Source organism: Planococcus rifietoensis, from assembly GCF_001465795.2.
GTDB classification, from domain to species: Bacteria; Bacillota; Bacilli; order Bacillales_A; family Planococcaceae; genus Planococcus; species Planococcus rifietoensis.
Window position 1 is genome coordinate 2,183,026 of the sequence record NZ_CP013659.2, and the last position, 12,468, is coordinate 2,195,493.

The window sequence follows — 12,468 nt, forward strand, 5'->3', positions numbered from 1 at the left end:
GTCAATCCCCCTTACTGGTCAGCTTGATTCTCGGGTCGATCAATCGATAGGAAATGTCGATCAAGAACAAAGTAACGACTAAGATGACACTAAAGAATACAGTCGTTCCCATGATGACCGGATAATCCCGATTGAAAATGCTGTCCACAAAATATTTTCCGATTCCCGGAATGGCAAAAATCTTTTCGATGACGAACGTGCCTGTGATCAACGCAACGAATAGCGGGCCAATAAAGGAAACAACCGGCAAAATCGCATTGCGGATACCGTGGCTGATGACGATCTTAACCGATGACAAGCCTTTGGCATCAGCAGTTTTAATGTAGTTTTGGTTCATGACCTCCAGCATGCTCGACCGCATGAATCGGGCAACGACTGCTAGAGGTGTTGTCGCAAGGGCGATTGTCGGCAGCACCGAATGCTGGAATGTTCCCCAGGAGGCAACCGGCAATAAGCCCCATTCAACTGCGAAGTAATTAATCAATAAAGGTGCCAGAATAAAACTCGGAACCGAAATCCCGATAATGGCAAAAATCATTGCCGAATAATCGGGCAGCTTGTTATGGTTCAGCGCTGCCACTATCCCCAGCAATAAGCCGAAGAATAAGGCAACGATAATCGACTGGATGCCGAGTGTCGCGGAGGCCGGGAAACCGGCAATTAAAATATCATTGACTGTCCGTGTTTCTGATTGAATGGATGGGCCGAGATCCAAAGTGACAAGATTCTTCAAATACAGTGCATACTGGACCGGAACCGGTTCATCCAAATTATATTTTGCCCGCATGTTTTCAACGACTTCTTCCGGCAGAACATCTGCATCGGAAGCGAACGGATCTCCCGGTATCATTTTCATAATCAGGAAGGTCAGTGATGCGATTACCCAAATCGTCAGGAGCATTGTCAAAAATCTTTTTACAATATACATGCCTTACACCACCGTCCTCTTATTGATTAAACTCACGCATTAACGCTTCCTAAAACCCCGTTGGTCGCTGTCATCGCGATGATCACGCAGCCCCACATATGTTTGTATGCCGTGACGACATCCTCGCATGTAAAACGGATACTTTTCGGGCCCGTCATTTCTACACTTGGAATCGTGGTCGTCATCATCGCCTGTTGGGATCCTTTGAATTGAATATCAAATGTGACCGGGCCTTTAAGTTCTAAAGGCTGATGCTTTTTAGCATTTGTGACGGCGAGCTCCGCTTTTGCCCGAATGGCTTTTTGGGCTTCTTCCGGATGCAGTAGTTCTGCGGCGAAACGATCCACCGCTCGCTTGGTAACGGCTGCTTCGATATTTGGCAGCGTTTCCTGTACTTCCGCGATATAGGCATCATCCCCGCTCGTGAAAATCGGCGGTACGCCAAATGCTCCTGCGACATAAGCGTTCATCTCAGTCTCTCCGACGACTTCGCCATTGATTTTCATTTCGTTTACGCAAATACCTGCAAGCGTGTGGCTGATGACTGCGGTTTCGGATCCGCCTTCCCGGCCATGATGGCCAACGAACATGATGCCATCAAAGCTATCATCCAGCCCTTCCAATTGACACATCACACGATTATTTCCAGACACCAAGCGTGCACGCGGATCCAACTCCTCAATCAGGATATTCGACATATTGCCATGCCCATCGGCAACTACGATTTCTTTCGCTCCACCGCTTATTGCGCCTTCGATCGCGGCATTGACATCCGCTGTCATGAGCTTGCGAAAGCGTTGATATTCGGATGGGGTTTTTAATTGCTGGTTGGTCGCGACACCTGAAATGCCTTCCATATCAGCTGAAATAAAAATTTTCATCTGTTGTTCCCTCCTTAATAAACGAAATATTCCGTCATTTATTCTTAAAAAATATTTATCGAATGTACTCGAATGTGTTTTTGAAGACGTCTAATTGAATGATCGTGTTAACGTCTGTTACTTCTTCTATTTCAGTGATCGCGTACACTACTTCTGTAATTTTTTCTTGATCTTTGACCGTAATCTGGACCAGAAGCGGATATTCACCTGAGGTTACCGTTATATAGCGGATCGGTGGGATTTGTTTCAGTTCTTCGATGACTTTTTGCATCGAGCGCGATTTCACTTTCATCTGGATGATCGCTCCAGCTTTCAAACCGACCGCAATGGGGTTGACGATGCCAACGACATCCAATATTTCCTTGTCCAATAAATTTTTATACCGTAAACGAATCGTTTTTTCCGTCACTTGCAGGTTTTTCGACAGTTCAGCAAAAGATATCCTGCCATCCTGCGACATCATCTTGATGATGCCATGATCGAGTTCGTCCAGTTCGTAATACATATGCCACCTTCTCTCTGATTCTTTATCACTACCGGAAACCGGTACTAATTCTTTTTTCGCTACTCCTTTACAATATTCAAAATATATTTTATTATCTAAAAAAGGAATTAACGATTATTTTATAGTATGTATTTTTATAAATCAATCCTTTTTTTTATAAATTCTGGGAGGTTTTTTAATGATAGCGATTACAAATTCAACCATTTTTGACGGCAAAGGCCGCCAGCACGAAGATCATAGCCTGTTAATCAAAGACGGCAAAATCGAAGGAATTTTTTCTGGACAAAAGGTGCCAGAAGGATATGAAGTGATTGATGCAGCCGGCAAAATGGTGACACCGGGATTGATCGACGTTCATACCCATTTAGGCGTTGCAGAAGAAGGCGTTGGCAAAGAAGGGCAAGATTTCAATGAAACCAGTTCTGCCACAACTCCTCAAATCCGTGCAATTGACGGCATCAACCCAATGGAAAAAGGATTTGACGATGCACGGCGCGCTGGTGTTACTACCGTTCAAGTCATGCCCGGCAGTGCCAACGTCATCGGCGGCGAAATGGTCGTCTTGAAAACGGTCGGGCACATCGTCGATGAAATGGTCATCAAATCCCCTTCCGGCATGAAAGCCGCAACTGGCGAAAACCCGAAACGATTCCACGGAGAAAAAGGAAAAATGCCAGTGACTCGCATGGGTGTGGCTGCGTTAATCCGCGAAAAGCTAATCGAAGCGCAAAACTATTTGGACAGTGACAAAAAAGAACGCAAACTGGATATGGAAAACTTAGCAAAAGTATTGAAAAAGGAAATTCCTTTGCGCGTTCATGCTCATCGCGCGGATGACATTCTAACGGTCCTGCGCATCAAGCGTGAATTCGATATCGACCTCACCATTGAACATTGCACAGAGGGCCATCATATCGCAGACTATATCGCTGGCCATGATGTTCGCGTGTCGGTCGGGCCGACCATGTCCAGCCGCTCGAAAGTCGAACTTAAAGACAAAGGGTGGCACACCGCCAAAGTCTTGCTGGATGCAGGCGTCCCATGTTCTTTGACGACCGATCACCCGGTTGTCGGAATTGAATACTTAGTCACCAGCGCTATCCACGCCATCCGGCACGGTCTGGGCGAACAGCAAGCACTGACTGCATTGACGCTCGACGCAGCCAAACATCTCGGCGTCGAAGACCGTATCGGTTCCATTGAAGCTGGCAAAGACGCAGATTTGGTCATCTGGAGCGGCAATCCTTTCGACCTTCGCAGCACAGTTGAGCAAGTTTTCATCGATGGCAAGAAAATTTGACCATAGAAAAAAGCCGCATCCATTTCGATGGATGCGGCTTTTTGAATTGTGTGATGCACAGGGACGTTTGCGTATCGAAATCGCGCTGTGACAGGATTTCTGTCACTGGAATTGTGTGGTGCACAGGGACACCACCTATCCTGCCTACGCGAATTGTGTGATGCACAGGGACAATCTCATACCGAAATCCCGCTACATCAGCATTTCGTCCCCGAGAATTGTGTGGTGCACAGGGACAAAACTACTTCAGCATCCCTTTCACGTCTTCCGAGACCGCGCCCGTTCCTCCGAAGATCGAGAACCCGCGATAAGTCGGTAGCTGCTGTTCGGTCGCGGATGGGATATTATCCGGGCGCACGAGCAAAATCGGTGCGTTGTTTTTCGCCGCCAACACAGAGCCTGTCAGTGCATCCGGGAAGTTGAGCCCGGTAGCGATAAAGGCGCGGCTATCGCCGAGCGGAAGGCGCGTTGCCACTTCCAAGCCCGTGTCGTAGCGGGTTTTACCACCGAAGCGTTCGGGATTCGGCAAGTGCCCGAAGACGTCTTCACTGACGACGCCAGTGCCGCCAATGACCAAGCTCGATGTATAGCGTTCAAGCGCGGACGCCGTTTCTGTCGGCAAAGCGTCGCTGCGCGTCAATAGGATCGGGATGCCGTTTTTCGCGGCATACGGCGATACCGACAAGACGTCCGGGAAGTTCAAGCCGTTCGCGACGACTGCTCGCCGTGATCCTAGTTTCTCTGCAATCATGGCCGCCGTCTCATAGCGCGTCTCGCCCCCGATGCGCTCGGTCGCAAGATTCATTTCAGCGAGTTCCGCTTCGACCGCTTCCGACACGGCTCCGCTGCCCCCTAGAATGATGGCTTTCTCTGCGCCAAGCCGTTCAATTTCCACTGCCGTTTCGGAATGAATTGCACCAGAACGGGTCAAGAGAATCGGTGCATCTTCCAGATAAGCGAGCGGCCCGCCGGCTAATGCGTCCGGGAAATTGCCTGCAGTGGCGATCACCACTGTATCCGCCGACTCCCAGCCGGTTTGTGAAATTGCAATCGCGGTCTGGTAGCGGTCGATTCCGGAAATGCGCCCTGGCAGTTCGTCAGCTTCCGTTTCTTTGACGGTGACTTCCAGCGCTTCGCTTTGATTGCCGTAACGATCACGAATCGTCAATGTCAGCACACTGCCGGCTGCTTGCTTCGGAATGGCCATGCTGAACTTGCCCGCTCCTGTGTAGCCTTCTTGACGCGCGATTTCACCGCCTTCATTGTCCACGGTAATCACGGCGTCTTCCACAGCTTGAATCAATGTGCCGTTAATTTCCACCGAGCTATCATAGACAGCGCTGACGGCCGGTTGCTCGATGTCAAAAATCATCAACGCCGCTTCCGCATCGATCCGCCCGTGGCCGAAATACGGATCTTTCCCAGCTGCGCCGAGATCAACCGCCGTATCGTACAGACGCTGTTCGATTTCTTCATTCGACAAATCAGGCTCGTTCGCTTTCACAAGCGCCGCAATCCCTGCCACGACCGGGCTCGCCATCGAAGTCCCGCTCATTGAACCGAAACTGCCGCCGGCGATTGTCGACCAAATGCCTGTGCCGGGTGCTGAGATGTCCTGTTCGGCTCCGTAATTCGAGAAACCCGAAAACCGGTCGGCACGGTCCGTCGACCCCACCGCCATAACGTTTTCGTAACCGGATGGATAATGCGTCTTGTCCGTGAAATCATTGCCGGAAGACGCAATCACCAACACGCCGCGCTCATGTGCATAATCAATGGCCTTCTGATAAGATTCACTATAAAAATAATTGCCAAGGCTCATATTGATAACGTCCGCACCGGCATCCGCCGCGTAATAAATGCCTTCGATAACGTCGGATGAATACGCGAGCTCGTCTTCGAACACATCAATCGCCAGCAAGCCTGCGTCCGGTGCAACCCCAGCGCCGTAAGTCCGGTTGTTATGCGCTGCCCCGATGATGCCCGCGACATGCGTCCCGTGATCGTCTTCACTTATGCTCGTCGCAGTCGCATAGGAGCTGACAATTTGCCCGTTCAAATCCGGATGATCCAGGTCAAAACCGTTATCGAGCACGGCGACCAACACATCCGTCGTCCCCATCGTTCTCGTCCAGGCGCGTTCCGACCCGATCAATTCGTGATGATACTGAAATGAATAATACGGATCGTTCGGCACCGCCGTCGTTTCGAGCAAATGGTCGGCCTCGACATTCGCCACGCTCGGCGACGTACCCAGCTGTTCTATGTAATCGTCCACGCTTTGCCCTTCCGGCACCTCGACCGTCACGACTTTATTGGCCGTATTGATGTTCAAAGCATCGACGGTCTCGCCTGTCAGCGCCTGGCTGCTGGTCCCTGCTTCAAGTGTGACGATAACGCGGTCTGTCTGATTGGCTTCCTCCGCTAACGCAAATCCTGCGGCATGAAACACCGCTGCTCCCGTCAACACAGTAATTCCGATTTTCTTAGATGTATTCAAATTGTCGACCCCTTCCGTCTGCTTTCCGTGGCTGGTAAATTCCTGCATATTGTAACATTATTATTTTCCAATTAATAGTAATTCACTTTTTACGAATGGTAATCATTTCATATTCCACTATATGCGGATCGAGTTGAATTGTGTGATGCACAGGGACAAAATCTATCTGCTCAATTTTAAAAACCGCACCCCAACGCCTTTTCGGCACTGGTGATGCAGTTTGAATTGTGTGATGCACAGGGACAAGCAAACCACTCACGCTGTCTGCTCCTCTTTTTTCCACCGGTAATAATTATATCCGGCGTCAAACAACACCGTTAACAAGAACACCAACGCCACAACCTGCAGCTGCGTCTCCGTAAAGACCTCCTGCTGATAAATAATGAAATACATCAGCAGCATAAATGGGATTCCCCATAACGCGCGAATAAATCTCCTTCTATAGGAAAGCCTTTGATAGAGCAGCACAAATCCTTTATCTTTTTTCTTCTTATCCTTCAAAAAGTATTTCATGACAAGATTCACCACGATCACTATGAGCAATGGAACGATTAAGTAGCCGAGCATATCGATGTTTTCCACCTCTTCTCTTATAAATTGTGTCTTGCACAGGGACAACTGACTACCAAAACCCTTCTGCTACAACAATCCCACCTCTCGAATTGTTTGACGCACAGGGGCAAAATCACCCCGCCCGCCGAACACCAAACACCAGTCCAGCCGCGCCGCCCATCACGGCTCCCAAGTATGCCGCAAGCTCATACCCTTCGAGCCCGAGACGCTCATGAATGTCCAATCCGCCCAAAAACGTGCCGCCGATGACAAGTCCGAGAAAAGCGCCGGCCAACACCCCTGCGATCAATCCGATCAGTCCAGCTGCAAGTTTCGACATGTCCTGATTCCTCCCTTGCCATTTCACCCCATTTCCTAAGTTCTTCACTCGCCCACAAATTCCTCTTCGCCGAAACCATGACCTACGAATCAAACGAATCATACACATCAAAAATAGATAGAATATTCGAACTATTAGTTTTATACTAGAGATGAATGAAACAGAAAGGGAGGGTTCTATGAAAAAGCTCATCAAAACCATTGTCATCGTACTGCTCGCCAGCTTGCTTGCATCGCCAAGTGTCTTTGCCAAGAGCGATAACGCCAAAGAATCGCTCGTCGCAGTCGGCGATTCGATTCCGTTCGGCTTTAACCTCGGCCAGACCAACCAAAATCCCGCGAAAACCTCTTATCCTTATTTAATCGGCAAGCTCGCGGATCTGCGCGTGCGCAACCTCGGCGTTCCCGGATGGCAGTCGGATCAACTGCTTGAAGCCTTGCAGACCGACCAGAAATACCGCCAAGCGATCATCCACTCGGATTATGTCGCCGTGACGATCGGCAATAACGATTTGCTCGCCATCCTGCGTGAAGCGGCGGCCGAAAGCGGCGGCGATCAAGTTTTGTTCCAGCAGTTGCTCGGCGCGAAACTTAACGAAAGCGACGTCTTTTCGAACATCCAGCAAATCATCACGGAAATCCGTTCCCTCACCGATTCGCCGGTCGTGCTTTATAATGTCTATAACCCATTCCAGCTGACCGACACGCTCCACTACGCCGCCGATGCCGTCCTTCCAACCATCAATACTGCCTTTACGGCTCTCGCTCTCACCAACCAAGATGTCTTTCTAGCGGATGCCTACACGGCCTTCGGAAACAATCAAGCAGAATACGTCCTGCCGGCAGACATCCATCCGACCAAAGCCGGACAAGCGAAACTCGCAGAAATCGGCTTAGGAGCACTCGGCCTCTACTAAGCGCATAAACCTTAAAAGCTGCCTCTTTTGGCAGCTTTTTTTTGCGTTGAATTGTGTGGTGCACAGGGACAACCGCACACTCCGCGAATCAAAAAACCGCATTCCCCCGCCTTTTCGGCGGTGGGGATGCGGTTAGAATTGTGTGATGCACAGGGACAATACCGTATCAGTCTTCCAATTCTTCATCCAATAGATCTTTTACCTTATCCGACACCGCTCCGGTTCCGCCGAAAATGGTGAAATCATCGTAGTTCGGCAATAGTTTGTCGGTCGCTTGCGGAATTTCATCCGGGCGGACGAGCAGGATCGGCGAGTCGTTTTTCGCTGCCAAGACAGAGCCCGTTAGTGCATCGGGGAAATCTCTGCCGGTGGCAATATACGCCCGCTCAGTGCCGGTCATGAGCCTCGTGGCAATTTCAGCGCCGGTTTCATAACGCGTTTCGCCGCCGTAGCGCGTCGGATCCGGCAATTCATTGAAGACGTCTTCGCTGACAACGCCGGTTTCACCAATGACATGCGTGGATGAGTAATCATCCAATGCTTGTTCCGTCTCCGCTGGCAATCGGTCTTCACGCGTCAGCAAGATCGGCACGCCGTTTTTCGCAGCGTACGGAGAAGCAGACAAGACATCCGGGAAGTTCAAGCCATTCGCGACGACTGCGCTATCGGATTCCAGCTCTTCTGCAATCAAAGTCGCTGTTTCAAAGCGCGTGTCCCCGCCGATGCGGTCGATGGTCAAGTCCATGCTTCTCAATTCCGCTTCTACATTTGCTGAAATCGCGCCTGTGCTTCCGAGGAGAATGACTTTCTCCGCGCCGAGACGCTCAATTTCTTTTTCCGTTTCAATGCCCAAACGGTCAGGTCTCGTTAGCAGGATCGGTGCATCTTCCTGGAAGGCCAGCGGGCCGCCTGCAAGTGCATCCGGGAAGTTGCGCGACGTGGCTAGCACGACTGTATCTGATGCATCCCATCCTTGTTGCGAAATGGCAATCGCTGTCAAGTAGCGGTCAGACCCCGCAATCCGGTCGGTCACTTCCGCGTCGACTTTGACGACCGTCGTGGTCGCTTCGTCACTTTCATTCCCCGCGTTATCAATCGCAATCGCCGTCAGCACTGTGCCGCCATCTTGTGCGTCAATCGGCAAAGTGAACGCCCCGTCACTGCCGGCTTCTCCTCTCGCCAATTCTTCAGAGCCGGCCCAAATGACGACCGTGCTTCCCGCTTCACCCGTTCCGCTGACGCTTGTCGATTTGTTGGTCACTTGATCGAGCACCGGCGCATCTGGTGCGGTCACGTCTTCCACAGTCATGACGGTCTCATCGCTTGCGTTGCCGTCTTCGTCTTCCAACACCACCGTGATGTCCGTGCCAGCTTCTTGCTCCGGAATTTCCACAGCGAAGTTGCCGTCTTCATCCACCTCGCCTGTATACGATCCGTCTGGCGTCGTGACGATGACTTCTGCCCCCGGCTCACCGGATCCTGTCACTTCTGTGTCACCTTCTTCTACATCATCGACATCCGGCGCATCCGGTGCGATGGTATCTTCAACGGTAATGACGACAGCTTCACTTGTCAGCCCTGCGTCATCTGTCAAAAAGACGCCGAGTTCCGTGCCGCCCGGCTGTTCTGGAATGTCCACTTCAAAATTGCCGGATCCGTCCACCGTGCCGCTGCCAATCACTTCATCCTCTTTGGTCACCGTCACTTCCGTTCCCGGCTCACCGGTTCCCGTGACGGATGTATCGCGGTCGGTCACGCCGTCCACATCCGGCGTTTCAGGTGCGGTCACATCGCTCACCGTCACTTCCAACGCTTCGCCTTCAGGATCGCCTGACGAAGAGTATGCTTGGACCGTCAGCACTGTCCCCGCTTGTTGCTGAGGAATCTCAACGGAATATGGGCTATTGGCATCGCTGTCGACCGTGCCGCTGCCGATTTCTTCATCGCCGTTAAATACCCGGATTTCCGTTGCGGAGCCTTGCTTCTTGATTCCTTCGACCACGGTATCCTGATCCGTCACCGTGCCGACGGACAAATCGGTATTCTCCAAATTATACAAGGAAGCTTGAGCCCCTTCATCCGTCAGCACGAACACATCCACTAGAGGAGAAGATGTCACAGCTCCGAAGAACTCCAGTTCACCCGAATCGCTCACCGGCAAGTCTTCGCCGAGTGCATTCAAATCAATCACCAACTCCGCGCTCAACGTCGACGCGACGCTCACATTAAGCGCCTCAAAGCTTGACCCCGAAACAAGCCCTGTGGATGGGTCGACTTCCAAATCATCCCCGCTGATCGTGCCACTGTTCACAGGAATCAACCCCAGCAAGAGCCGCTGTTCGTACTCGATCTGCGCTGCGTCCTGGAAATTCGGCAGCGCTAAAATCTCCTGGAATGCTTCCGGGAGCTGGAAATTATAATATTGTTCATTGAGCGCTCCGACATTCAACAACACTTCCCCGTCAATGTCCAAAGTCAACACGCCGGTCGTCGAATTATAATCCGCCCGCAAGCCTTGGTCTTCAAGCAAGGCAATATCCGCCAGTCCCGCCGCTTGTGCGGAGTTTTGTTGAAGCGAAATGCCGTTTTTGCCGGTACTGAGTTCTGCCGAAAGCGGCGACACCGCCAGCACGCCCGCCATCAGTGCCACCGAAAATAGTTTGGAGCTGCCATTTAACGTTAATCTCTTTCCAGAATAACTCTTCATTCATCTTCCTCCTCTTTTTTGGTTAGCCAAAAATCAAGTTATGGGTGAACGAGTAAATTATTTCCTTTTTAAATTAACGCCTCCTTTTTTTACTATATTTAACATAAGGCATTAATAACTAAATATTAACACATCTCCTCTTATCCGCAATTGATAACCGAAGCGCTACCCATGCGTAAGTGGTGACAATTTCATTTGACAGGAAAATAAGATAGAATTTTCAATTAATAATTATTACTAGAAGCGCAAATAAACATCAAAGCAAAATGAAATCCAGTTCATAAGTTTGTAGCATTTGAAAAATTTGACACTCAATAGTAAAATTAACCATTTTTTTATCATCGCTCTGTCATGTATGGCTAAAATTGTGTGGTGCACAGGGACAACCAGACACTCAAATCCCTCCAAACCAACAATCTCTTCATTTAAATTGTGCCGTGCACAGGGATACAAACAAAAAAAGCTTAGACCCTCTAACTTCAGGGTATTCTATAAATTGTTGTGATAAAAACACGAAAAGGAGAATGTCCCGTGAACTATGTAACATTAAACAATAAACTCGAAATGCCCCAATTAGGATTCGGTGTTTGGCAAGTCGACAGCGACCAAGCTGCCGAAGCCGTATCAACTGCATTAAAAACTGGCTATACCTCTATCGATACAGCCATGATCTATAAAAACGAAGAAGGCGTCGGAAAAGCCTTGAAAGAAACTTCCGTCCCGCGTGAAGAGTTGTTTATCACTACAAAAGTCTGGAACTCTGACCAAGGCTACGACAGCACTTTGCGCGCATTTGACGAAAGCCTTGAGCGCCTCGGCCTTGATTATGTGGACCTCTACCTCATCCACTGGCCAACGCCTGAGTTCGACAATTACGTCGAGACGTATAAAGCGATGGAAAAACTATACAAAGACGGCCGCGTCAAAGCGATCGGCGTCTGCAATTTCCAACCTGAACATCTACAACGCTTGTTGGACGAGTGCGACGTGCCGCCTGTCCTCAACCAAATCGAATGCCATCCATACTTGGCGCAAAATGACGTCAAAGAATTCTGTGCGCAGCACGATATTTTCGTGGAAGCGTGGAGCCCGCTTGACCAAGGCGGCGAAGTACTGAAAGACGAAGTGATTCAACAAATCGCTGAAGCACACAAAAAATCCCCAGCTCAAATCGTCTTGCGCTGGCACCTGCAAAACAACACGATCGTCATTCCGAAATCCGTCACACCGTCACGCATCGAAGAAAACTTCAACGTCTTCGATTTCGAATTAAGCGAAGAGGACATGAACCAAATCAACGGGTTGGACAAAAACCGCCGCAAAGGCGCTCACCCGAACGAAATGAACGTCCGTTAATATCTCCATAAGAAAAGCCCGTTCCTTCCCTGGAACGGGCTTTTTTCTGCTTAAATTGTGTGGTGCACAGGGACAAATGAACATACAAATGCTGCCGCAGCAGGATTTCCGGCCCGCGAATTGTGTGGTGCACAGGGACAGCACCAACTACAAATTCCTCTCCATATATCCCTTGCCCCAGTCGTACATCGAATCGAGGATCGGCATGAGGCTCCGCCCTTGTTCCGTCAGCGAATACTCCACTTTCGGCGGCACGACCGGATACACTTCGCGGTGGACGATCAAGTGATCTTCCAATTCACGCAGCTGGTTCACCAGCATGCGTTGCGTGATGCCGGGCATGAGTTTTTTCAACTCGCCGAAACGCTTCGTGCCTGATTTCCCTAAATGCCACAACACGAGCATCTTCCACTTTCCGCCGATGATGGAAAGGGTCAATTCTTTTTCGCAATTAAATGTCTTCTCTCCCAAATTGGGCATTCA

General features: G+C 50.0%; 12 protein-coding genes. 3 read left to right on the top strand and 9 right to left on the bottom strand.

What is annotated here, in order from left to right; translation table 11 throughout:
- Position 1 precedes the first annotated feature (1 nt).
- Genes AUC31_RS10875 through AUC31_RS10885 form a run of 3 tightly spaced genes read right to left on the bottom strand, consistent with a single transcriptional unit; the run spans position 2 to position 2,314 of the window.
- Positions 2 to 928 carry an ABC transporter permease gene (locus AUC31_RS10875; RefSeq protein ID WP_058383177.1) on the bottom strand — a complete coding sequence of 309 codons (927 nt, stop codon included), beginning with the start codon at positions 926 to 928 and terminating at the stop codon, positions 2 to 4.
- Positions 929 to 960: 32 nt separating this feature from the next.
- Positions 961 to 1,809, bottom strand: a complete 849-nt coding sequence (locus tag AUC31_RS10880) for a M55 family metallopeptidase (protein WP_058383176.1) — start codon at positions 1,807 to 1,809, stop codon at positions 961 to 963.
- Positions 1,810 to 1,864: 55 nt separating this feature from the next.
- Entirely contained in the window at positions 1,865 to 2,314 is a 450-nt protein-coding gene (locus tag AUC31_RS10885; protein WP_058383175.1) for an Lrp/AsnC family transcriptional regulator, read from the bottom strand.
- 178 nt (positions 2,315 to 2,492) lie between these two features.
- On the opposite strand from AUC31_RS10885, the gene AUC31_RS10890 reads away from it, so the two are divergent.
- A complete protein-coding gene (locus tag AUC31_RS10890) occupies positions 2,493 to 3,614 on the top strand; it encodes an amidohydrolase (protein ID WP_058383174.1) in 1,122 nt (373 codons plus the stop codon).
- Positions 3,615 to 3,855: 241 nt separating this feature from the next.
- On the opposite strand, the gene AUC31_RS10895 is transcribed toward AUC31_RS10890, so the two are convergent.
- From AUC31_RS10895 to AUC31_RS10905, 4 genes are all read right to left on the bottom strand, one after another.
- Entirely contained in the window at positions 3,856 to 6,114 is a 2,259-nt protein-coding gene (locus AUC31_RS10895; protein ID WP_218916834.1) for a cell wall-binding repeat-containing protein, read from the bottom strand.
- 82 nt (positions 6,115 to 6,196) lie between these two features.
- A complete protein-coding gene (locus tag AUC31_RS17730) occupies positions 6,197 to 6,373 on the bottom strand; it encodes a hypothetical protein (RefSeq protein WP_157073489.1) in 177 nt (58 codons plus the stop codon).
- A complete protein-coding gene (locus tag AUC31_RS10900) occupies positions 6,370 to 6,696 on the bottom strand; it encodes a hypothetical protein (protein WP_157073490.1) in 327 nt (108 codons plus the stop codon). The genes AUC31_RS17730 and AUC31_RS10900 overlap by 4 nt, the downstream gene beginning before the upstream one ends.
- 103 nt (positions 6,697 to 6,799) lie before the next feature.
- Complete coding sequence (locus AUC31_RS10905) at positions 6,800 to 7,006, bottom strand: hypothetical protein (RefSeq protein ID WP_058383171.1); 207 nt, start codon at positions 7,004 to 7,006, stop codon at positions 6,800 to 6,802.
- Between the two features lie 178 nt (positions 7,007 to 7,184).
- On the opposite strand from AUC31_RS10905, the gene AUC31_RS10910 reads away from it, so the two are divergent.
- Positions 7,185 to 7,922, top strand: a complete 738-nt coding sequence (locus AUC31_RS10910; protein WP_058383170.1) for a GDSL-type esterase/lipase family protein — start codon at positions 7,185 to 7,187, stop codon at positions 7,920 to 7,922.
- A 166-nt stretch (positions 7,923 to 8,088) separates the two neighbouring features.
- On the opposite strand, the gene AUC31_RS10915 is transcribed toward AUC31_RS10910, so the two are convergent.
- Entirely contained in the window at positions 8,089 to 10,629 is a 2,541-nt protein-coding gene (locus tag AUC31_RS10915; protein WP_058383169.1) for an Ig-like domain-containing protein, read from the bottom strand.
- Positions 10,630 to 11,160: 531 nt separating this feature from the next.
- On the opposite strand from AUC31_RS10915, the gene AUC31_RS10920 reads away from it, so the two are divergent.
- Positions 11,161 to 11,985, top strand: a complete 825-nt coding sequence (locus AUC31_RS10920; protein WP_058383168.1) for an aldo/keto reductase — start codon at positions 11,161 to 11,163, stop codon at positions 11,983 to 11,985.
- A gap of 147 nt (positions 11,986 to 12,132) precedes the next feature.
- On the opposite strand, the gene AUC31_RS10925 is transcribed toward AUC31_RS10920, so the two are convergent.
- Positions 12,133 to 12,465, bottom strand: a complete 333-nt coding sequence (locus AUC31_RS10925; protein WP_058383167.1) for a winged helix-turn-helix transcriptional regulator — start codon at positions 12,463 to 12,465, stop codon at positions 12,133 to 12,135.
- Positions 12,466 to 12,468: the final 3 nt, after the last annotated feature.